This window comes from Kribbella ginsengisoli, assembly GCF_039537185.1.
In the GTDB taxonomy this organism is placed as follows: Bacteria; Actinomycetota; Actinomycetes; order Propionibacteriales; family Kribbellaceae; genus Kribbella; species Kribbella koreensis.
On record NZ_BAABAA010000015.1, the window covers coordinates 17,423 to 37,953 of the forward strand.

Consider the following 20,531-nt stretch of genomic DNA (forward strand, 5'->3'; position numbering starts at 1 on the left):
TGGCCGCATGAGCAGGGATCACTGGACCGAGTTCAAGGTCGCCCGCGAGGCGACGATGACGCCGCCCGAGAAGGCGGCCGAGAAGCTCGCCAAGCAGAACAAGCTCTACGTCCGGGACCGGATCGCGCTGCTCGTCGACGAAGGCAGCTTCGTCGAGGAGGCGCAGCTGGCCAACGCGCTCAACCCGGGCCTGCCCGCGGACGGCGTGGTCACCGGCCGTGCCCTGGTCGAGGGGCGGCCGGCGCTGATCGTGGCGAACGACCCGACCGTCAAGGCCGGCTCGTGGGGTGCCCGGACGGTCGAGAAGATCGTCCGGATCACCGAGGTCGCGCTGCGCGACGAGCTGCCGATCTTCTGGCTGATCGACTCGGCCGGCGCCCGGATCACCGACCAGGTCGACCTCTTCCCCGGTCGGCGTGGCGCGGGCCGGATCTTCCACAACCAGGTCGCGCTGTCCGGCAAGGTGCCGCAGATCTGCTGCCTGTTCGGCCCGTCGGCCGCGGGCGGCGCGTACATCCCGGCCTTCTGCGACCTGGTGATCATGGTCGACGGCAACGCCTCGATGTACCTCGGGTCGCCGCGGATGGCCGAGATGGTGGTCGGCGAGAAGGTGACGCTGGAGGAGATGGGCGGCGCCCGGATGCACACCAGCGTCTCCGGCTGCGGCGACCTGCTGGCGAGCGACGACACCGAGGCGATCGAGCTGGCCAAGCAGTACTTCTCGTACCTGCCTGGTTCGTGGCAGTCGCAGCCTCCGTCGTACGACGCTTCGCCGGCCGGCCGTGATTTCACCCGTGACCTGGTGCCGGTCGAGGAGAGCGTCGGCTTCGACATCCACGACGTGATCGACGCGATCGCGGACGCGGACACGTTCTTCGAGATCAAGCCCGCGTACGCGCCGGAGCTGGTCGTCGGGTTCGGGTTGCTGGCCGGGCAGACCGTCGGGTTCGTGGCGAACCAGCCGGCCGTCAAGGGTGGCGTGCTGTTCGTCGACTCTGCCGACAAGGCAGCCCGGTTCATCTGGTTGTGCGACGCGTTCAACGTGCCGCTGGTGTACCTGTGCGACGTACCGGGTTTCATGATCGGCTCGGAGGTTGAGCGGGCCGGCATCATCCGGCACGGCGCGAAGATGATCACCGCCGTGTCCGAGGCGACGGTGCCGACCGTGTCGGTGATCGTCCGCAAGGCCTACGGCGCGGGGCTGTACGCGATGTGCGGGCCGGGCTTCTCGCCGGACGCGTGTATCGCGCTGCCGACGGCGAAGATCGCGGTGATGGGTCCGGAGGCGGCGATCAACGCCGTGTACTACAACAAGATCCAGGAGATCGCGGACGAGACCGAGCGGGTCGAGTACGTCTCCAAGCTCCGCGAGGAGTACGAGACCGACATCGACATCCTCCGGCTGGCCGCCGACCTGGTGATCGACGCGATCGTCGAGCCGGAGAACCTGCGCGACGACCTGATCGCCCGGCTGGCCGCGGCGCAGACGAAGAACCGGCATTTCAGCACCAAGCGGCACGGAGTACCGCCGGTCTAGCCGAGCGGCACGGAGTACCTGCGGTCAGACGTGGACGCGAGGCCGGGCCGGTACGGCTGGGCGTATAGCCTGCGGGGCATGACGTCCAAGGACTTCGCCGACCGGCTTCGCAGCAGGCAGACCACGCTCGGTTACTGGGTGATGATGAACGCGCCCGCGGCGACCGAGCGGATCGCGTTGACCGGCTACGACTACGTCGTACTGGACGGCCAGCACGGGTTGATCGACCAGCGTGGGTTGCTGGACGGGCTGATGGCGATCGATGCCGCAGGCAACGGTACTGCGGGGTTGGTGCGGGTCGAGGCGAACAATGCGACCCCGATCGGGCGGGCGCTCGATGCCGGGGCGGCCGGGGTGATCGTGCCGCTGATCGACACGGCCGAGGATGCGTTGCGGGCCGTGCAGGCGGCTCGGTACCCACCGAGCGGGATCCGGTCGTACGGGCCGGCGCGATCGGGATTGCGGATCGGGCCGGTGCCGGCGGAGGCTGATGCGGCGACCGTCGTACTGGCGATGATCGAGACCCGGCAGGCACTGGAGAACGTCGCGGGGATCTGCGCGACGCCCGGGCTGGACGGGATCTACGTGGGGCCGTCGGATCTTCGGTTGGGGATCGGTGGCAAGTACCCGGGCGATCCGGATGTCGCCGAGACATTCGATGCCGCGATCGAGTTGATCGCGCGGACTGCCGCCGCGGCTGGGGTTGCGGCCGGCATTCACACGAACAGCGGCACCGAAGCGGCTCAGCGGTTGGCCGGGGGCTACACCTTCGCCACGGTGTCGTCGGACCTGGATCACCTGCAAGCCGCTGCCGCCGCACATTTGGTCGCGGCGCGCGGCTGATCCCGGTGCTGCGGCACACACCAAGCCGCGGTTCGGCGCGTCCGGACGGAGCGGCTGAGCGTGAGTCGCCAGGTCGACGTGGGGTTGATGTGTGGTGGCGGTCCGGGTGCTCAGAGGACTCCGGCGAAGGGGTCTTCGAGGGATTGCCAGTCGAGGGTGGCTAGTTCTGACTCGGTGAGTAGGCAGTTGTCGAGGATGGCTTGGAGGCGGGCGGGGTCCAGGCCTACGCCGGTGGCTACGACTGTGCACTCGGCCAGGTGGTTGGTTTCGGACCATTCGCCGAGGGTGCCGAGGGAGGCGCTGTAGCCGGCGGATTCCCAGCGGACGCGTTGGGTTGGGCGATTGGCGAGCCAGACGACGCCTCGGCTGCGGACTACGTCTTCGACGATGTCCTCGAGCGCTTCGCTGAGGCGGGCGGGGTGGAGTGGGCGGCTTGAGCGCCACAGGACTGTGGTTACGCCGTCGCCGCTTGGCTGGAGGCGTGAGTCGGTGGCCAGTTCGCCGGCCCAGGCCTCGGCGGCCGCGAAATCGAAGAGACCAAGACGGCTGACTTTGCCGGCCGGTACGCCGGTGATGTCCGCGTTGACGACCGTCGTCCGCGGGTTGAGGTGCTGCAGCAAGTGGTGCAAGCGATCGGGCGCCTTGGCGCGATGAGCGTTCGCGAGCACGCAGACATCGGCGTACTCGACCTGGCGTGCGGTCAACTCCGCCACATTGCGCCGATCCGGCGGCCCGAGCGCGAGCCCGCGCTCGTCGAGCAACTCGTCCCCGGACAACTGCTCGACCAGCAATACCGCGTCGACCACGCAGGTCACCGTGTCGACCTGTACTTCGGGCATCGTCGCAACCAGAGCATTGACCAGCGACCGAGCCTCCATCGCCGGTGGCGTCGCCAGTACTACGTGTTGCCAGTGCTCCCGCGCGACGAGCGTCTCCAGCAGCGGCAGCAGTGACTCGATCAGCTGGCAGGCGCCGCAGTCGTCGCCCACGCTGAACTCGCCCGCGTCGATCGGGCCGCTCTGGTCGAACACCTTCCAGGTGAGCACTCCCCGGCCGGGCAGCTCGTCCTGGTCCACGACGACGGCCACTGTGGTGGCGTCGACCATGGCCTCCAGGACAGGCTCCCGCAGCGTGGTCGAGAGTCCGGTCAGCAGGGTCAGCGGGGTCTTCCGATGGGCGGCCATGCCTCCACTATATGAAAACGGTTTTCATCAGTAAAGAGCCGGGGGTAGACGAGTTCTCGATCCGGACCGGGAGATTTCCGCGCAGTACCGGGGAATAGTTGCTCTCCACCCATAGTGCGCTCACCCGAGCGTCCTCGCATAGCTGCGCGCGTCGGCTGTGCAACTTCTTCCCCACCCCACCGCCCCGGTCAGGCAGCCCCGAGTAACTCGTCGAGCGTCTTCCAGAAGTGCAGGATCGGCTCGCCGAGCGGTGGCAGGTGCTGCGTCATCAGCACCGCGGTCACACCGTGGTCGGGGAAGTTGTACCAAGTTGTCCCCAGCCCGCCGCCCCAGCCGTACCGCCGTGGGAGCGCAGGATCGAGCCGAACCTGTACGCCGTGACCCCAGCCCTCGCCGTCGAGGAAGATCGACGCGGACGGCCCGTCGCGTTGCTCCTCGCCGAGGTGATCACGACTCAAGTCGTCGATCGCCTCCGCACTGAGCAGGCTCCCGCCGTCGAGCGGGTCGCCCTCGCCGGGCAGGCTCCCGTCGCTGGGCAGGCTGCCGCCGTTGAGGAGTAGGCGTCCGAAGCGCAGGTAGTCGGCGGCTGTCGACACCAGGCCGCCACCGGCATGCGGGAAGACCGGTGGCTCCAGCCAGTCGCTGTCGGAAGTACCGTCGAAAACCACCAGTCCGTCGTCGCCGCTCGTGAAGCAAGGAATCAACCGCTCACGGGCCCGCACCGGCACCGAGAACCCCGTGTCGACCATTCCCAGCGGTTGGAACAACCGCTCGGCCATCAACGCAGGCAGCGGCTTCCCCTCGGCGCGTGCGAGCAGCACCCCGAGAACCGAGTAGGCGAGGTCGTACCGCCAATGCCGCCCAGGTTGCTCCATCAGAGGGAGCGTGGCGAACTGTGCGATCCACTCGTCAGGCGTGTGTTGCACGGCCGACGGCAGCGGCGGCCCCATCCCGAGCCCACGCGCGACAGCGAGATCAGCCACTGGGCAGGAGTCCACCTCGAAGGCGAACCCGAATCCGAGCCGCATCGTCAGCAGGTCCTCGACCGTCGCCTCGCGCTCAGCGGGCACCGTGTCGTCCGCCGGCCCGTCGAGCCGGCGAACCACCCGGCGGTGAGCGAGTTCAGGAAGCCATCGAGTGACCGGAGCATTCAATGCAAGCACACCGTCAGCCGCGAGTTGATGAGTGAGCGCAGCGGTCAGCGGCTTCGTCATCGAGCTGATCCGCACCACCGCATCAGCCGGCAAAGGCGCCCCACCCGGCCCGCTGCTCCCGACCGCCTCGATCCATTCGCCCGAAGGGGAGCTGATCCCGATCACGGCACCAGGCAAGGCGCCAGACGCGACGAATCCGTCCATCTCTTTCCTGAGCACCGTCATCATGCAGCCCAACGTAACCGAGCCCACGGACAGTCAACTGGTAGCGCTCGTGTACCGCCGAAGGCCCGCCCGCCAGACCCACAAGGCGATTCCGCAAGCGCCACCCGCAACGGCCACACTCACCGGCAACGCCACCAGCCCGCCGCCCCGCGCCAGCACATCAGCAGGCACCGTCGCGACGAGAGCCACCGGAAACCCATAGCTCAGAAGCAACCGCAGTGGCGTCGCGTAGAGCTGCACCGGATAGCGCCCGAACTGCCACACCGCGTCGTACACAACGTCGAGGCTGAGACCGAGCGCCCAGAAGACCACCGAGGAGAAGAGCACGCGCGTCGCCCAGGTGAGCATCGTCGCGGTCACCACGAGAATCAGCCACCCGACGACGCCGACCACAGTGACGCCGACCGCCGCATGGGCAAGGCCGTAGAAGACGACACCGAACCCTGACGCCACCTGAACAAGCGCAAGCGGCGCGTACGTCCCCAGGCTGGCCAGCAGAATCGCCGGCGCCGGCTGGATCAGCAACGCATCGAACTGCCCGTTCTTCACCTGCTCGCCGAACCACTGCAGATTCGGCTCGACCAGCGCCGCCCGCAACCCACTGACGATCTGGAAGGTCCCCAGCAGCGCGATCGCCTCACCCGCCGACCAGCCGCCGAGACTGTCCGTCCGCGTGTAGACGACCCCAAGCGCAGCCAGCGACGCAGCCCCCGCGACAACAGTCACCACGAACTCGAACAACAGATCCGCCCGGAACGTGACGCTCCGCCGGACGGACATCGAGAACAGCACCCCGAAAAGCCTGATGGTCTTGACCATTCTCACCCTCCCACAGCCGTGAATCGACGGACCCCGAGTCGCCAGACAACCGCTGCAAGGCCAGTCAGCACGACCAGCCACGCAGCCTGTACGCCGTACGCCGCCACGACTCCCGGCGTCGACAGACTGCCGGCCGCGATCTCCGCCGGCGCACCGAGCATCGACCAGAACGGGAGCAGCCGACCGACCTCCTGCAGCGACCCCGGCAGGAAGGTCAGCGGCGCGGCCGTCCCGCCGAGCAGGAAGATCAGCGTCTCGCCCATCCCCACCGCGCCGTGCGCCCGCTGCGTCCAGATGGCCGTCAGTGCGAGCGTGTAGGTGAAGACGAAACGGATCGACCCCGCGAGCAGCACAGCAGGCAAGGCAAGCAGCAGCTGCGGCAAGGCCAAATCAACAGATGCCAGGAGTCCGACGAGGACGATCAGTGGCAGCCCGAACAGCAGGTGCCAGAGCCGGATCGCGAGGTTGGTGGCGAGAAGGTCGACGACGACCGGTCGTGGCTTGACGAGTTCGGCCGCGAACTCGCCGCCGTAGATCTCGTTGGCCAGCGTGTGGTGCTCGTACGAGACGGTGAGCAGCTGTACGGCCAGCAGCACAACGTAGTACGAGGTGATTCCGGAGTTGCCGGGCAAGGCTGAGGACCAGACGAGCAGGCCGAGCAGCGGGGTGACCGCCTGCCCGATCACGAGCGTGATGACGAAGGAGCGCAGGCTCCACCACTGGACCGAGTTGCGCCAGATGCCCAGCCTGAGCAGACGGACGAGCCGGATCGGCTGCACGGCCGCCGTCACCGGTTGCCTTCGCGATCGAAGTAGTCCAAGGAGGCAAAGGAGCCGTCGTAGCGGACCCGGCTCTCCTCGATCAGGATCACCCGCTCGCACAACGACTCCACATCGGTGACGTAGTGGCTGGTCAGCAAGACGGTGGCGCCGGACTGTACGGCGTACCCGGCGATGAAGCGGCGGAGGGCGGCGGCAGCCGTGACGTCGAGGCCGATCGTGGGTTCGTCGAGGAACAGCACCTTCGGGCGGTACACGAGCGTGATGGCGAGTCCGGCGCGCATCCGCTCACCCAGGCTCAGGGCGCGGACTTGCCTGTCCAGCAGGGAGTCCAGGTCGAGCAGCTCGACCAGCTCGGCGAGGTTGGCGCGGAAGTCGGGTTTCGGGATCTCGTACAGGATCTGCTGGTAGCGCAGGGAGTCCATCACGGTGAGCTCGGCCGGGCCGCCGATCGGCTGGCTGCCGCGGACGAGCGCGATCTGTTTGAGGTAGTCGTGCTTGCGACGCCAGGGGATCTGGCCGAGGACGCGGGCCTCGCCGGCGGTCGGGTGCAGGATGCCGGAGAGGATCTTCATCGTGGTCGTTTTGCCGGCGCCGTTGGGGCCGACGAAGCCGACGACTTCGCCGGCGTGCAGATCGAAGGTGAGCTCGGACACCGCCTCGATGTGGCGGTAGTGGCGATGGACGGCCGAGCGGAGGGCGGACCGGAGCCCGGCCTCGCGGACGGGCGCCCGGTACGTCATGCCCAGGCCTTTCACAGACACAGCTGGTCTCATGCCTCTGAAACTAGGAGCTTGATGCAAGATTTTAAGGTTGCGATGAGCTGCATGCTGCCCGTAGGCCCGGCAAAGCAACGGAACCTTGAGACCTGGGTTGAAGCGTGAGGTTTACTCGCGGCCGGAAGAGATGAAGCTCGGGTCGTCCCAGCGAGCGCCGGCGACCTCCGCGGCGATCGGCTCCAGGGCGGCGAGTTCGGCGTCGTCGAGGGTGAGGCCGACAGCACCGACATTCTCCTCGACCCGCGTGCGGCTACGAGTGCCAGGGATCGGTACGACCGACGTGCCCCAGACCGCCGTGCGCTGGTGGACCCAGGCGAGCGCGACCTGCGCGACCGTTGCCTGCCGGGTCTCGGCGATCTTCCGGAGCGGCTCGAGCAACGCCTGGTTGGCCTCACCGTTGGCGCCCTGGAAGCGCGACATCGTGTTGCGGACGTCGTTGGTGGCCTTCGGGTCGACGTGGTTGACGCCGGTCAGCAGGCCGCGGCCGAGCGGCGAGTAGGGCACCATCGCGATCCCGAGCCGGGCCGCGGCCGGCACGACCTGGCGCTCGATGTCGCGGCTGAACAGCGACCACTCGGACTCGACGGCGGCGATCGGGTGGATCGCGTGCGCGGTGGCGAGTTCGTCGGCGGTGACCTCGCTCAGGCCGAGGTGCTTGACCTTGCCCGCGGCAACGAGTTCCGCCATCGCGCCAACCATTTCTTCCAGCGGTACCGCGGGATCGCGCCGATGCATGTAGTAGAGGTCGATCTCGTCGACGCCGAGCCGCTGCAGGCTCGCGTCCGCGGCGGCGCGGAGGTAGGCGGGGTCGTTGTGGATGGTCAGCTCACCATCAGGCGTGCGGTTCAGGCCGAACTTGGTCGCGATCACCAACTCGTCGCGGTGCGCGGCGAAGAAGGGCGCGAGGAAGCGCTCGTTCTCGCCGAACCCGTAGGCGTCGGCGGTGTCGAAGAGCGTGATGCCGAGCTCGAAGGCGTGCTCGAGGGTCGCCCGGGCCTCGGTCAGATCGGTGTCGCCGTAGCCGACGCTGATGCCCATCGCGCCGAATCCCTGCGCGCTGACGATCGGTCCATCGGTTCCCAGCTGAAGTGTCTTCATGGCTTCCATTCGACCACCGGGCCGCTACCGAGCGTTAGAACGATGGTGGCGCATCCTTGCCTGATTCTGCTTCTGGTGAGACTCGGGGTGGTGCCGAGTGCTTCAATCGGAGTCATGGCCGGGCTGGTGGAGTTGCGCGCGTTGATGGCCCGGCATGCGCGGCCGGACTGGGGCAGCGACCTCGACGGGGTGATGATCTCGCACTCGGACCACCCGACTCCGCCGACGGCGTCGATGACCGGGACGGTGCTCGCGGTGATGGCGCAGGGGCGGAAGTCGCTGGCGCTGGGGGATCGGGTGTACGACTACCGGGCCGGCCAGTTCCTGATCTGCTCGGTCGACATGCCGATCACCGGGCGGTTCACGGTGGCCAGCCCGGACGAGCCGGCGTTGAGCTTCGGGATGCAGCTCGATCCGGCCGAGATCGCGTCGCTGTTGCTGTCGGCGGATCTGCCGCACTGTTCGAAGGCGGCTCTGCCGGGGTTGGCGGTGTCCGAGGCGCCGGAGGACTTGCTGGATGCGGTCGTACGGTTGCTGCGGTTGCTGGATCAGCCGCGCGATCGCGAAGTACTGATGCCGTTGGTGAAGCGGGAGATTCTCTGGCGGCTGATCGTCAGCGAGCAGGGGGCGCTGGTGCGGCAGCTGGGGCTGGCGGACAGCAGTCTCACGCAGGTGGCTCGGGCGGTGCGGTGGATTCGCGATCACTATCGGGAGTCGTTCAAGGTGCAGGATCTGGCCCGGACGAGCGGGTTGAGCGTGTCGGCGTTCCATCGCAACTTCCACGCGGTCACCGCGATGAGCCCGATCCAGTTCCAGAAACAGATCCGGCTGCAGGAGGCGCGGCTGCTGCTGGCGACGCAGCCCAACGATGTGACCCGGATCAGCTACAGCGTGGGTTATGACAGTCCGTCGCAGTTCAGTCGCGAGTACCGCCGCCTGTTCGGCACCCCGCCGAGCGTGGACGCGGCCCAGCTGCGGAGTTGACTGTGCTGTTCCACAGTTAACTGTTAAGGCCCTGATGTCTTCCGTTGCCTTGGGCTGCTAACTAAGGTGCGGACTATGCCGGAGCCAGTGGTGCAAACGGATGAGTTCGCGGTGGTACTGCGAGCGGCCATCCGTGCGCGCGGGCTCGGGCTGGAGCGGATCCGGGATCGGCTGCGCGGGCAGGGGATCTCGGTCAGTCTCGCGACGCTGAGTTATTGGCAGTCGGGACGGTCCCGGCCGGAGCGACGGGATTCGCTGGCGGCTGTTCAACTGCTGGAGACCGTGCTGGAGGTCCCGGCGGGGACGCTGACGGACTCGGTCGGTCCGCCGCGCAGGCGGGGGCGCTGGCTCAGTACCGTGCCGGTACCCCCTGAAGTGGCCGCGTTCTGGGCCCGGCCGGATGCCGTCGAGGATGCGGTCAGCGAGGTCGACATCAAGTGGGACGAGCGGCTGACCCGGATCAGCCAGCACGACCGGGTGTTCGTCGGCGCCGACGGTGGCGAGCGGTCGTACCACTCGCGCCAGGTACTGCGCGCCGAAGCGGACGGACCCGACCGCTGGGTGGTGATCATGCACCTCGACGAGCACGATCGCGCGTTGCCCGAGATCCGGCCGCTACGGCATTGCCGATTGGGCCGGACGGTATTGCGGCCCGCGGACGGGTTGCTGGTCGCGGAATTGCTGTTCGACCGGCCGTTGCGGAAAGGCGAGACGGTGATCACCGAGCACGAGCTGGTGAATTCCGCGCCTTATCCGCCGGCCACGAACTACGAGCGGAAATTCCGGTTGCCGGTCCGCGAGTTCGTGCTGGAGGTCTGTTTCGATCCGGACCGGTTGCCGGTCGACTGCGTGCGCTACTCCCAGCTGGACGAGGCGGACGAGGTGGCCGTGCGGGTTGAGCCACTGGAGTCCGTCCATGGGGTCGCGCTGAATTTCGGGCCCGGGCGGTACGGATTCCGCTGGCGCTGGGCCGACTAAAGTAAAGTGAAGTGTTAAGGCTGTAGCCTTAACTGTGAAAACAGTACGACCGATATCGGTGCCTTGAATTCGTCTCTAGGGTCGGCCTGACCTCCCCCGGAGAATTCAAGGAGAACCACTGATGAAAAGGCGCAGAATGATGGCCGCCACGATCGGCTCGGCGGCGACGCTGGCCGCGATCGCGGCACTCGTCACGGTTGGCGGCCCGGCCAGCGCGAACCAGCAGCCGACGCCCACGGTCGTCCAGCAGCAGGCAGTACTGCACCAGGTATCGGACAAGTTGCCGAAGTCTCCGGCTCAGGCCGGGCGGTGGATCGCCGATGGCAAGTTGATGGTTGCCGTGACCAACGAGGCCGAGGCGGCCAAGGTCCGGCAGGCCGGCGCTACTCCGAAGTTGGTCAGCCGTAGTCAGGCTCAGTTGGACGCGTTGCTCGCCAAGGTCGACAAGATCACCCGGGCGGATCGCGGGAGTGGCCTGCAGAGTTGGGGAATCGACCCGGTCAGCAACAAGGTCGTAGTACGGGCTCGTGGTGCGTATGGGGCGCTGCGGGGGCTCGGCGACGGCGTACAGGTCGTGCAGGTCAGCACCCAGGTCGAGCAGCAGGCCGGTGAGGTCAACCCGGGTGATCCGTGGTGGCCGGGGAGCGAGACGTACTGTTCGGTCGCGTTCCCGGCGACCGATGCTCAGGGCAACAAGTTCTTCGTGACCGCCGGGCACTGCACGAACGACGCCGACCAGGCGGCGTACGGGGCGATCAACCAGGCGAACAAGCTCGGTACGTCGAACGTCGGTGGCACCCACAGCATCAACGCCCGCGAAGGCGACATGGGCGTGGTCGCGGTGACCGAGAGCGGCTGGACGCTCTCGCCGAACGTCAACACCTACGGCTCGCCGGCCGTCACGGTCAGCGGCTCGGCCGACGCGATCGTCGGCGACGCGGTCTGCCACTCCGGCAACACCGCGCCCAACTGGGAGTGCGGAACCGTCACCGCGATCAACCAGTCGATCAACTACGGAAACGTCACGGTCGACGGGCTGACCACGACCAGCGCCTGCTCCGAGGGTGGTGACTCCGGCGGCGCGTGGCTGCGTGGCGACAAGGCTGTCGGACTGCACTCGGGCGGCAACAGCAGCTGTGTCCAGGGCGACGCGGGCAACTCGATCTTCCAGCCCATCAACGAGGCGCTGGCCAAGTGGAACCTCACCCTGCTGACCGGTACGCCGGACCCGGGCGGCGACACCCAGGCGCCGACCACTCCGGGCAACCCGCGCTCGACCGGTACGACGTCCGACAGCGTCTCGCTCGCCTGGGACGCGTCGACCGACAACACCGGCGTGACCGGGTACGACGTCTACAACGGCAGCACCCTGGCGACCAGCGTCGCCGGTACGTCGGCGACGGTCTCCGGGCTGTCCGCTGACACCAGCTACTCCTTCACCATCCAGGCGAAGGATGCCGCAGGCAACAAGTCGCCGGCCAGCGCGGTTGTCACAGCACGTACGCAGCCGGGTGGACCGAGCGGCGGCCGGACGTTCGCCAACGGCACCGACTTCCCGATCCGGGACTACCAGACGGCGGTCAGCCCGATCCGCTCGACCGCGACCGGTCGCGCCAGCAGCCCGTTCCAGGTCACCGTCGAGGGCAACCACACCTGCCTCGAGGACCTGAACATCAGCGTGGTCTCCCCGAGCGGCCGGTGGTACTACCTGCAGCGCTACGGCGGCGCCACCTGCCACCCGCTGCCGGCCAGCAAGACCTACACGGTCACCCCCACCGGCTCGGAGAACGCGGCCGGTACCTGGACCCTCCGCATCGGTGACAACGGCCCCGGCGACACCGGCACCCTCACCAACTGGTCCATCGCGCTCTGATCATCACCCGGTAGACGCGCCGGCCGGCATGGGGACAGCCGGCCGGCGCCCTCCCGAAACTCCGAGGCGGAGTGGCTCGGTCGTCTGGTAGGCAGGGGGTATGACGATCGGTATCGGCCACTACGGCGGCGAATGGGACAAGTTGCGGGCGTTGATCGAGGTGGCCTTCTCGGCCCCTTGGAGCGAGGCTCAGCTGGAGACCGAGCAGAAGGTCTGGGAGCCGGGCCGGAGCATCGTCGCCGCGGACGGGGACGAGCTGGTCGGACATACCGGGGCGTTCTCGTTCGAGATGACTGTCCCTGGTGGGCAGGTCGCCGCGGCCGGGGTGACGATGGTCGGCGTGGTGGCGACGCATCGGCGCCGCGGGATCCTGCGGGACCTGATGCGGCAGCAGCTGACCGACCTGCGCGACGCGGGGGTGCCGCTCGCCGTACTGACCGCGAGTGAGCCGGTGATCTACGGGCGGTTCGGCTACGGCCTCGCGTCGGATCATCAGCAGATCACGATCAAGAAGTCCTCCCGCGAGCTGCGCAAGGTGGCTGGGGTCGAGGACGTGCAGGTGCGGTTCGCCGACCCGCAGGAGTCGCTGGAACGGACCGCCGCGTTCCACAACGCCCAGGCGCTGACCCGGCCGGGGATGTTCCAGCACAACGAGAACTTCCAGTACTACGTGACGCACGACAACGTGGTGACCGACCTCCGGGGCGCCTCGCCGCTGCGCTGCGTGCTGGCCGAGCGCGACGGCGAGCTGGTCGGCTACTCGCACTACCGGACCCGGCGTACGGACAAGGGGTTCGTCGATGTCGCCAGGGTGCACTCGAGCGACCTGGCCGCGCATGCCGCGCTCTGGCAGTTCCTGCTCGACCCTGACCTGCTGAGCGAGACGAAGTACGAGCAGTTGCCGTCCGACGACCCGCTGCTCTACCTGCTCGTAGACCCGCGGGCGGCGCACGCGACGACGCTGGACGGGATCTGGGCCCGCCTGACCGATGTCGGCCCTGCGCTGGCCGCCCGGACCTACTCGGAGGACGTGGACGTTGTCCTGGGCATCGAGGACGACTTCCTCCCGTGGAATGCCGGCTCGTGGCACCTCACCGGCAACCAGAAGGGCGCAACTTGCGAGAAGACGGACCGTACGCCGGACCTCGTGCTCGGCGTACGTGAGCTGGCGACCGTCTACCTCGGCCGGCCGTCTCTCGCGCTGCTCGGAGCGGCCGGTCTGGTCGAGGAGAAGACCGAAGGGGCACTGGAGGCGACATCGCGGGCATTCGTCTCTGCCCGTGCGCCCTGGATGGACACCGGCTTCTAGCCGTTGCAGGTTGCTGCAGCCGACCAGTGCTGATCCAGCAGCGAGTTAGTCTTCCGGGATGCAGCCGAGCCGTCGTAGCGCGTTGGCGGTTGCCGTCGTCCTAATGCTGGGAGTCGCCGCGGTCGCACTGGTCGTGCTGGCCTCGGCGGGCGGCAGCGTCCGGCCGTACAGCGAGAGCACCGCCTCGGCGGCACCGCGGGAGCTCCCGACTATCACTCCGCCCACGGGGAACCCACAGCAGCAGGGGTCGGCCCCGCCGCGGCCTGAGATCAAGCCGGTGAAGCAGCCGGCCTGGATCCAGTTCCTGTGGCAGGCCATCTTCTACACCGCGGTGACGATCCTTGTACTGCTCCTGATCCGCGCGCTCTACCGGATGATGACCAAGGTCGAGTTGCCGACGCCTGAGCGCTCTGGCGAGGCCTGGGAGCGGATGAAGGTCGACCGGCTCGCCGAAGCGGTCGAGTCGGGCCTGGCGGCGGTTGACTCCGGCACTGCGACCGACGGAGTGATCGCTTGCTGGGTGGCTCTCGAGAGAGCGGCTGCGTCCGCAGGGGTGGGGCGCTTGGACTCTGAGACGCCTGCCGAGTTCGTGGTCCGAGTACTGGGGGTTGGTGGCATCTCCGAGCCGGAGTTGCTCCGGTTGGCGCAGCTCTACCGCGAGGCGCGGTACTCGACGCACGGGTCGACTGAGGAGGCGCGGGTGCAGGCGCGGGGCGCTCTGGTGCGGCTGCGCGACGAGCTGGCTGCCGCGATCGCCCGTCGGAAGCCGGCCGAGCCTGCCGAGGCCGGGTCGGAAGGCAGCGGGGTGGCTGCGCCATGAGGCAGCGGTTGGGGCCGTTCGACAAGCTGCTGGTGCAGCATCTGCTGATCGCCGTGGCCGGCAGCCTGATACTGGTTGCGGCCTTCGCGCTCGCCGGGACCCAGCCGCGGCCACTGTGGTTCGTCGCGATGGGTCTGGCGATCGGCTTCGGCTCCCTGGCGCTGCGGCTGATCGCACCGCAGATCCTGGAGAGCTCCTGGCCGGCCCGGTACGACGAGAAGCTGACGGCCCGCCGTGGTCGCCACAGCGACAACCGGACCCAGTTCCTCGCGACCTGGATCCAGGAGTCGGACCGGGAGCGCAGGGCCGGCGAGGGATCGATGACGTTCACCCGCCGGATCCGGCCGCTGCTGCTGGAGCTCACCGTGGACCGGTTGGTGCACCGGCACGGCGTCGACCCGGAGCTGGAGCCGGACCGGGCCCGCGAGGTGGCCGGCGAGCAACTGTGGGACCTGATCAGTGGTACCGAGGCACGGACCGCGACGCGCGCGGAGATCGAGTTGGCAGTCCAGACCATCGAGAAGTTGTGAGGGAACCCGTGACTGATGAGCTGAGCCTCGGCGAGGTGTCGGCGTTGAGCCGGAAGGTGCTGGACCGGGTCGGCGAGGCGGTGGTCGGCAAGGCTGACGCGCTCGAGCTGGTGCTGGCCGGGATCCTGGCCGGCGGGCACGTGCTGCTGGAGGACTACCCGGGCCTGGCCAAGACGCTGGCGGCCCGGTCGTTCGCACAGGCGCTCGGGCTCGAGTTCCGCCGGGTCCAGTTCACTCCGGACCTGCTGCCCTCCGACGTCACCGGTGCCTTCGTGTACGACCAGCGGGACTCGCAGTTCGTGTTCCGGCCGGGTCCGATCTTCACCGGCCTCCTGCTGGCCGACGAGATCAACCGGACGCCACCGAAGACCCAGGCCGCGCTGCTGGAGTCCATGCAGGAGCACCAGGTCACTGTGGAGGGCGAGACCTTCCCGCTGCCCGTACCGTTCCACGTGCTCGCCACGGCCAACCCGGTCGAGTACGAGGGCACGTACCCGCTCCCCGAGGCCCAGCTCGACCGCTTCATGCTCCGGATCGCCTTCGGCTACCCGACAGCCAACGAGGAGTGGGAGGTGCTGCAGCGCCGGATGAGCCGCCGCTCGGAGGACCAGAAGGTCGAGCCGGTCACCGACGCCATCGGCCTGCTCGCGGCCCAGCAGGCGATCGAGACCGTCACAGTCGACGACACCGTTGGCCGGTACTGCGTAGAGCTCGCCGCTGCGACCCGTCGCGACTCCCAGGTACTCGTGGGCGCCTCACCCCGTGGCTCGCTGGCCCTGTTGCTCGCTGCCCGGTCGTACGCCGTCATCCAGGGGCGGGACTACGTAGTACCGGAGGATGTGAAGGCGGTGGCCATTCCCGCGCTGGCTCACCGGATCACCGTGCGACCCGAGCTGTGGCTGCATGAGGTGACCGGAGCCACTGTCGTCCGTACTGTCCTGGGCTCAGTCCCTGCGCCGCCTACCGTCGCGGGCGCCCGGCAGTGAGTTGGCTGCCGACACACGCGCAGGTCAGGGTGGTCGCTGTCGCGGCACCCCTGCTGCTGATCGCTGTGCTGGCTCGCAGACCGGACATGGCGGTCCTCGGGCTGCCACTGGCCTTCGTGGCTGCGTGGGGCCGGTACTTCCGTCCGCACGAGGAGCCGGTGCTCGAGACCGAGCTTGACGCCGACGTGCTGTTCGAGGGCCAGGCGACGACGTACCGGCTGAAGGTGGCGGAGGGGCTGGACCCTGACGTCGACTTGGTGGTCATGGCGCTGGTTCGGACGCCGTGGTTCCGCTACGACCCGCCGCAGGCCGCTGTGGCTTCTTCTGTCTCAGAAGGCTCGGTGACGCTGGAGGTCGGGCTGAGGTCGGAGCGTTGGGGACTTCGGCAGCTAGAGCGGCCCAACGTGATCGCTACGTCCGTGCTGGGTGCCTACCGGGTCCAGGTTCGCTCAGCTGCTGCTCAGGCCGTCAGTACGTTGCCACTGCGCGATGGGTTCGAGGCAGTGGATGCGGTACCGCGTCCTGCCGGGCTGGTCGGGTTGCACCGGTCCAGGCGGCCCGGTGAGGGGACAGAGCTCGCAGGGGTCAGGCCGTTTCGTACAGGCGACCGCTTGCGGCGGATCAACTGGAAGGTGTCGGCCCGGACGCGTGAACTACACGTCACGTCGACCTGGTCCGACCGCGACACCGAGGTCGTCATCCTGCTCGACACGGGCGCTGAGGTCGGCATCAGCGAAGGCATCGACGGCCGATCGAGCAGCCTGGACACAGCAGTCCGCGCAGCCGCGTCCATCGCCGAGCACTACCTGCGGCACGGCGACCGGGTCCGACTGATCGACACCGGTACTACGGTCGGCGGCGTGCGAGCCGGTAGCGGCAGGTCCCACCTGCGGCGGATCCTCGACGTGCTGGTGCACGCGGATCGGCGGGGGCGTCAGCAGGACGAGAACCAGCTTGCTCGGCGGCACCGGATCCGCTCCGACAGCCTGGTGATCGTGCTGAGTCCGCTGCTGCGCAAGGAGATGCTCGGCTACATCGTCACGCTGGTGCACTCGGGGTGCACGGTGATCGCGGTCGATACGCTGCCGCCGGATGTGAGCGACGTGATCGATCCGGAGGAGCACGATTCGAAGGCCTGGCCGTTGGCCTGGCGGATCCGGTTGCTCGAGCGTCGGGCGGAGCTGGACCGGCTGGGCGATCTCGGCGTACCGACCGTTGGCTGGCGCGGGGCTGGGACGCTGGACGAGGTACTGCGGGATGCCGCGCGGGTGGCCTCGGCGCCGAGGATGCGGTCATGAGCGGGGCGGACCGGATCAGCCAGTGGCTGGCGCAGTTGCAGGCGACGAATGTGGCGACCTGGGTTGCACGGTCGGCGATCGCGGTGGCCGGGCTGGTGGCGCTCATCGTGCCGGGGCTGGCGCCGTGGGATCAGATGGATGCGATCCCGGTCGCGGGGGCGTTTCTGTTGGTCGCTTGTGTGTTGTTGCCGGATTCGCTGGCGCCGCTGCTGTTCTTGATCGTCGTCTGCCTTGGGTGGTTGATGCGGGCGCCGAGTGACTTGACCTTACCGCTGGTGCTGACCGGGATCGCCTTGCTGGTGGTGCATCTGGCGTCCGCATTCGCCGGGCAGGTTCCGTCGTATGCCGTGGTCAGTCGCGAGGCGTTGCGCAAATGGTTGCTGCCAGCAACGGTTGCGATGGTGCTCGGGCCGGTGGTGGCGATCGCGGCCGGCGTGGTTCGCGGGGCCGAGGTACAGGGCTCGTTGTTCGTCACGGTCGCGGCTTTGGTGGCCGCGACCGGAGCCATCTGGTTCGCGGCCGGGCAGTCGGTGGGGGACCGCTAGCCCCCGCTCAGGCTGCCCAGTAGTTCGGTGGCCCATTCGCAGGAGATCGGGTTCTCGCCGGTCACCTGCATGGCCGCCATCACGGTCAGCAGCATGCCGGTGGCCATGAACCTGGTGACCTCCTCGGGCGTGGCGCCGGTGAGCTCGCCGACCGTCTTGTGGATCCGGCCGAAGCGCTCCCGGACGGTCTCGCCGATGGCCGGGTCGGAGCTGGCCGCGAAGCCGTGCAGCAGGACGACGAGCAGTTCGCGCTCGGGCATCAGCTCGTTGTAGGCGTCGCCCAGGCTGGCCAGCGTCGGCTCGCGGTCGGCGGCCCGCCGGAATGCCGACTCGATCTTGTCGCAGACCCGGTTGGTGGTGGCCAGGAAGAGCTGCTGCTTGGTGCCGAACAGCCGGATCACGTACGGCTGGGAGACCCCGGCCAGTCGCGCGATCTCGTCGGTCTTGGTGCCGGCGTACCCGTTGGCGCCGAACGCCACCACGGCCGCCTGGAGCACCTCTTCGCTGCGCTCGGCCGCGGTCAGCCTGGTCTTCGTCATGATCCGTCCTCTCGTCGTCGCTTGACATGTTATCAGTCAATGCATACTTTGGTCTCGACGCTAGTTATCAGTCGATAACAACAAGGAGCTGGACATGACCACGACCGCCCTCGAACCCGCCGCCTCGCCGGCGGCCGGTGAGCCCGCCGTGCGGCGCTCGCTGGCCCTCGTGCTCGCCGTGGTGGGCATCCCGATGTTCATGGTGACGCTGGACAACCTGGTGGTGACGAACGCGCTGCCGGTGATCAAGGCCGAGATCGGCGCCTCGCTGACCGACCTGCAGTGGTTCATCAACGCGTACACGCTGTCCTTCGCCGCGCTGCTGCTGACCGCCTCGGCGATCGGTGACCGGCTCGGCCGGCGGCGGATCTTCCTGGCCGGTATCACCCTCTTCACGCTCGCTTCGGCGGCCTGCGCGATGGCGACCGAGCCGTGGATGCTGATCGGCGCTCGCGCGATCCAAGGGGTCGGCGCGGCGGCGGTCATGCCGTTGTCGCTGACGTTGCTGGCGGCCGCCGTACCGGCTCGTCAGCGGAGTGCGGCGATCGGTATCTGGGGCGGCATCTCCGGCCTCGGTGTCGCTGTTGGTCCGGTCGTCGGGGGAGCGGTCGTCGACGGGATCAACTGGCAGTGGATCTTCTGGCTGAACGTTCCGATCGGGCTGATCGCGCTGCCGCTGGTGGCCCGGGTGCTGAGCGAGTCGCGCGGGGCTGCGAAGAAGCTGGATCTGCTCGGGCTGGTGCTGTCCGCGAGCTCGGTGCTCGCCATCGTGTGGGGCGTCGTGCACGGAGCGGACGACGGCTGGTCGTCGGGGCGGATCCTGACTGCTTTGATCGGTGGGGCTGTGCTGCTGGTCGCCTTCATCGTTTGGGAGCACCGGGCGCCGGCGCCGATGTTGCCGCTGCGATTGTTCCGGGTGCGGGCGTTCAGCGTCACGAACGCGACCGCGTTCACCTTCTCGGTGGGTGTGTTCGGGTCGGTGTTCCTGCTGGCGCAGTTCTTCCAGGTGGTCCAGGGGTACACGCCGCTGCAGTCGGGTCTGCGCACGCTGCCGTGGACGATGGCGCCGATGGTGGTCGCACCGCTCGCCGGGCTGGTCGTCGACCGGGTCGGGCCGCGGGTGCTGATCGCGACCGGGCAGGTGTTCCTGGCATCCGCGCTGGCGTGGATGGCGCTGGTCACCACCACCGACGTCACCTACGGGTCGTACGTCGCTCCCTTCGTCCTCGCCGGCGTCGGGATGGGGCTCACCTTCGCCCCGTCGGCCAGCGTGGTGATGGCGAGCTTCGGGGACGCCGACCGGGGCGTCGCGTCCGGCACGAACAACACGATCCGCGAGGTCGGGGTCGCGATGGGCGTCGCAGTACTGGCCTCCGTCTTCGCCTCAGCCGGGTCGTATGCGAGCCCGGCGCAGTACGTCGACGGCCTGGTACCGGCCGTCTGGGTCGGAGCGGCAATCGTGGCGGCGGGCGCAGTACTGGCCCTACTCCTCCCGGGGCGCCGTCGCTGAGCTACTAACCTGTCGTCGTGCTTGACGCAGACGACGTACGCCGGGTGGCCCTGTCGCTCCCACAGGTTGTGGAGAAGGAGCGATGGGGCCACCCGACGTTCGATGTCGCCGGCCGGATGTTCCTCACCATCCCCGACGACCAAACCTCCTTCGCCGTCCGCTGTCCGCGGCTGGAGCGAGGCGAGCTGATCGCCGCCGAACCCGAAAAGTTCTGGGTCCCACCCCACGAATCCCACTCGAGCTGGGTCCGCGCCCGCCTGGCCGCCCTCGAAGACGCCACCGAACTCCGCGACATCATCCAGGACTCCTGGCACCAAGCCGCCCCCGAAACCCTGAAATGAAGCTGGGGATTCTGGGCACCGGGCAGGTATGGCGAAGTACGAGGTCAATGAGCGGGCTGTGGAGTATGCGAAGAAGTTGATCGAGGCGCGGCAGTATGTGCTGGACAGTGACTGGGGAGCTGTGCAGCCGGGAGCCGAGGAGCAGAACAAGTACTTGGAGTCGCACTCCTGGGAGGAGTACGGGCAGTGGCATCTGGGGCTGACCGTGGGGGCTGGTGCCGAGACCAAGGGGCGGTTCGCGTTCGGGTACGGGGATCTGCGGCGGGTGCATCGGACCGGGCTGATCGCCTGTGTGTACCGGGCGGCGGAGTGGCGGCACAAAGAGGTTGAGCTGGCCGCTCACGAGTTGTTGCAGCTGCTGGACGCCAAGTCGGCGTGAGGGTGTGTTGCTGCTGCGTAT

21 protein-coding genes are annotated in these 20,531 nt (G+C 68.3%); 14 read left to right on the plus strand and 7 right to left on the minus strand.

From position 1 onward, the window contains the following. Positions 1-7: 7 nt before the first annotated feature. Entirely contained in the window at positions 8-1,537 is a 1,530-nt protein-coding gene (locus tag ABD768_RS36070) for an acyl-CoA carboxylase subunit beta (protein WP_344848424.1), read from the plus strand. Between the two features lie 78 nt (positions 1,538-1,615). Continuing rightward, positions 1,616-2,380 (plus strand): HpcH/HpaI aldolase family protein, encoded by a 765-nt coding sequence (locus ABD768_RS36075; RefSeq protein ID WP_344848427.1) that lies wholly within the window; start codon positions 1,616-1,618, stop codon positions 2,378-2,380. 110 nt (positions 2,381-2,490) lie between these two features. Here the strand turns inward: ABD768_RS36075 and ABD768_RS36080 are convergent, their stop codons facing one another. The 6 genes from ABD768_RS36080 to ABD768_RS36105 form a co-directional block, all read right to left on the minus strand. Next, positions 2,491-3,564, minus strand: a complete 1,074-nt coding sequence (locus ABD768_RS36080) for a CobW family GTP-binding protein (protein ID WP_343983248.1) — start codon at positions 3,562-3,564, stop codon at positions 2,491-2,493. A gap of 188 nt (positions 3,565-3,752) precedes the next feature. After that, positions 3,753-4,946 (minus strand): serine hydrolase domain-containing protein, encoded by a 1,194-nt coding sequence (locus ABD768_RS36085; RefSeq protein WP_344848434.1) that lies wholly within the window; start codon positions 4,944-4,946, stop codon positions 3,753-3,755. A gap of 30 nt (positions 4,947-4,976) precedes the next feature. Next, complete coding sequence (locus ABD768_RS36090) at positions 4,977-5,762, minus strand: ABC transporter permease (protein ID WP_344848437.1); 786 nt, start codon at positions 5,760-5,762, stop codon at positions 4,977-4,979. 2 nt (positions 5,763-5,764) lie between these two features. Next, on the minus strand, positions 5,765-6,553 hold the full coding sequence (locus ABD768_RS36095; protein WP_344848440.1) for an ABC-2 family transporter protein: 789 nt from the start codon (positions 6,551-6,553) through the stop codon (positions 5,765-5,767). Beyond that, entirely contained in the window at positions 6,550-7,317 is a 768-nt protein-coding gene (locus ABD768_RS36100; RefSeq protein ID WP_344848443.1) for an ATP-binding cassette domain-containing protein, read from the minus strand. The genes ABD768_RS36095 and ABD768_RS36100 overlap by 4 nt, the downstream gene beginning before the upstream one ends. Positions 7,318-7,428: 111 nt before the next feature. Then, positions 7,429-8,418 (minus strand): aldo/keto reductase, encoded by a 990-nt coding sequence (locus ABD768_RS36105; RefSeq protein ID WP_344848445.1) that lies wholly within the window; start codon positions 8,416-8,418, stop codon positions 7,429-7,431. Positions 8,419-8,532: 114 nt separating this feature from the next. Between ABD768_RS36105 and ABD768_RS36110 the strand changes: the two genes are divergently transcribed. The 9 genes from ABD768_RS36110 (at position 8,533) to ABD768_RS36150 (ending at position 17,741) form a co-directional block, all read left to right on the plus strand. Further along, on the plus strand, positions 8,533-9,402 hold the full coding sequence (locus tag ABD768_RS36110) for an AraC family transcriptional regulator (protein WP_343983265.1): 870 nt from the start codon (positions 8,533-8,535) through the stop codon (positions 9,400-9,402). A 75-nt stretch (positions 9,403-9,477) separates the two neighbouring features. Then, complete coding sequence (locus ABD768_RS36115; protein ID WP_343983267.1) at positions 9,478-10,380, plus strand: XRE family transcriptional regulator; 903 nt, start codon at positions 9,478-9,480, stop codon at positions 10,378-10,380. Positions 10,381-10,501: 121 nt separating this feature from the next. Beyond that, entirely contained in the window at positions 10,502-12,253 is a 1,752-nt protein-coding gene (locus ABD768_RS36120; protein WP_344848450.1) for a proprotein convertase P-domain-containing protein, read from the plus strand. A gap of 100 nt (positions 12,254-12,353) precedes the next feature. Then, positions 12,354-13,562 carry a GNAT family N-acetyltransferase gene (locus tag ABD768_RS36125; RefSeq protein WP_344848453.1) on the plus strand — a complete coding sequence of 403 codons (1,209 nt, stop codon included), beginning with the start codon at positions 12,354-12,356 and terminating at the stop codon, positions 13,560-13,562. A 58-nt stretch (positions 13,563-13,620) separates the two neighbouring features. Further along, complete coding sequence (locus tag ABD768_RS36130) at positions 13,621-14,382, plus strand: DUF4129 domain-containing protein (RefSeq protein WP_344848455.1); 762 nt, start codon at positions 13,621-13,623, stop codon at positions 14,380-14,382. Next, positions 14,379-14,912 carry a hypothetical protein gene (locus ABD768_RS36135; RefSeq protein ID WP_344848458.1) on the plus strand — a complete coding sequence of 178 codons (534 nt, stop codon included), beginning with the start codon at positions 14,379-14,381 and terminating at the stop codon, positions 14,910-14,912. The genes ABD768_RS36130 and ABD768_RS36135 overlap by 4 nt, the downstream gene beginning before the upstream one ends. Before the next feature lie 8 nt (positions 14,913-14,920). Beyond that, entirely contained in the window at positions 14,921-15,898 is a 978-nt protein-coding gene (locus tag ABD768_RS36140) for an AAA family ATPase (RefSeq protein WP_343983279.1), read from the plus strand. After that, complete coding sequence (locus ABD768_RS36145; RefSeq protein WP_344848461.1) at positions 15,895-17,196, plus strand: DUF58 domain-containing protein; 1,302 nt, start codon at positions 15,895-15,897, stop codon at positions 17,194-17,196. Before ABD768_RS36140 ends, ABD768_RS36145 begins: the two co-directional genes overlap by 4 nt. After that, positions 17,193-17,741 carry a hypothetical protein gene (locus tag ABD768_RS36150; protein WP_344848464.1) on the plus strand — a complete coding sequence of 183 codons (549 nt, stop codon included), beginning with the start codon at positions 17,193-17,195 and terminating at the stop codon, positions 17,739-17,741. Before ABD768_RS36145 ends, ABD768_RS36150 begins: the two co-directional genes overlap by 4 nt. On the opposite strand, the gene ABD768_RS36155 is transcribed toward ABD768_RS36150, so the two are convergent. Beyond that, complete coding sequence (locus ABD768_RS36155) at positions 17,738-18,280, minus strand: TetR/AcrR family transcriptional regulator (RefSeq protein ID WP_343983285.1); 543 nt, start codon at positions 18,278-18,280, stop codon at positions 17,738-17,740. The two genes, ABD768_RS36150 and ABD768_RS36155, sit on opposite strands and share 4 nt — an antisense overlap. 94 nt (positions 18,281-18,374) lie before the next feature. Here ABD768_RS36155 and ABD768_RS36160 point away from each other — a divergent pair, with 94 nt between their 5' ends. Genes ABD768_RS36160 through ABD768_RS36170 form a run of 3 tightly spaced genes read left to right on the plus strand, consistent with a single transcriptional unit; the run spans position 18,375 to position 20,510 of the window. After that, complete coding sequence (locus ABD768_RS36160; RefSeq protein WP_344848467.1) at positions 18,375-19,790, plus strand: DHA2 family efflux MFS transporter permease subunit; 1,416 nt, start codon at positions 18,375-18,377, stop codon at positions 19,788-19,790. A gap of 17 nt (positions 19,791-19,807) precedes the next feature. Beyond that, a complete protein-coding gene (locus ABD768_RS36165) occupies positions 19,808-20,131 on the plus strand; it encodes an MmcQ/YjbR family DNA-binding protein (RefSeq protein ID WP_344848470.1) in 324 nt (107 codons plus the stop codon). 28 nt (positions 20,132-20,159) lie between these two features. Next, positions 20,160-20,510 carry a hypothetical protein gene (locus ABD768_RS36170; RefSeq protein ID WP_344848473.1) on the plus strand — a complete coding sequence of 117 codons (351 nt, stop codon included), beginning with the start codon at positions 20,160-20,162 and terminating at the stop codon, positions 20,508-20,510. Positions 20,511-20,531: the final 21 nt, after the last annotated feature.

Excerpts from the sequence above, each read along its gene's own strand:
- ABD768_RS36070 (WP_344848424.1), top strand. The coding sequence starts at position 8 with ATGAGCAGGGATCACTGGACCGAGTTCAAGGTCGCCCGCGAGGCGACG.
- ABD768_RS36075 (WP_344848427.1), top strand. The coding sequence starts at position 1,616 with ATGACGTCCAAGGACTTCGCCGACCGGCTTCGCAGCAGGCAGACCACG.
- ABD768_RS36080 (WP_343983248.1), bottom strand. The coding sequence starts at position 3,564 with ATGGCCGCCCATCGGAAGACCCCGCTGACCCTGCTGACCGGACTCTCG.
- ABD768_RS36085 (WP_344848434.1), bottom strand. The coding sequence starts at position 4,946 with ATGATGACGGTGCTCAGGAAAGAGATGGACGGATTCGTCGCGTCTGGC.
- ABD768_RS36090 (WP_344848437.1), bottom strand. The coding sequence starts at position 5,762 with ATGGTCAAGACCATCAGGCTTTTCGGGGTGCTGTTCTCGATGTCCGTC.
- ABD768_RS36100 (WP_344848443.1), bottom strand. The coding sequence starts at position 7,317 with ATGAGACCAGCTGTGTCTGTGAAAGGCCTGGGCATGACGTACCGGGCG.
- ABD768_RS36105 (WP_344848445.1), bottom strand. The coding sequence starts at position 8,418 with ATGAAGACACTTCAGCTGGGAACCGATGGACCGATCGTCAGCGCGCAG.
- ABD768_RS36110 (WP_343983265.1), top strand. The coding sequence starts at position 8,533 with ATGGCCGGGCTGGTGGAGTTGCGCGCGTTGATGGCCCGGCATGCGCGG.
- ABD768_RS36115 (WP_343983267.1), top strand. The coding sequence starts at position 9,478 with ATGCCGGAGCCAGTGGTGCAAACGGATGAGTTCGCGGTGGTACTGCGA.
- ABD768_RS36120 (WP_344848450.1), top strand. The coding sequence starts at position 10,502 with ATGAAAAGGCGCAGAATGATGGCCGCCACGATCGGCTCGGCGGCGACG.
- ABD768_RS36125 (WP_344848453.1), top strand. The coding sequence starts at position 12,354 with ATGACGATCGGTATCGGCCACTACGGCGGCGAATGGGACAAGTTGCGG.
- ABD768_RS36130 (WP_344848455.1), top strand. The coding sequence starts at position 13,621 with ATGCAGCCGAGCCGTCGTAGCGCGTTGGCGGTTGCCGTCGTCCTAATG.
- ABD768_RS36135 (WP_344848458.1), top strand. The coding sequence starts at position 14,379 with ATGAGGCAGCGGTTGGGGCCGTTCGACAAGCTGCTGGTGCAGCATCTG.
- ABD768_RS36150 (WP_344848464.1), top strand. The coding sequence starts at position 17,193 with ATGAGCGGGGCGGACCGGATCAGCCAGTGGCTGGCGCAGTTGCAGGCG.
- ABD768_RS36155 (WP_343983285.1), bottom strand. The coding sequence starts at position 18,280 with ATGACGAAGACCAGGCTGACCGCGGCCGAGCGCAGCGAAGAGGTGCTC.
- ABD768_RS36160 (WP_344848467.1), top strand. The coding sequence starts at position 18,375 with ATGACCACGACCGCCCTCGAACCCGCCGCCTCGCCGGCGGCCGGTGAG.
- ABD768_RS36170 (WP_344848473.1), top strand. The coding sequence starts at position 20,160 with ATGGCGAAGTACGAGGTCAATGAGCGGGCTGTGGAGTATGCGAAGAAG.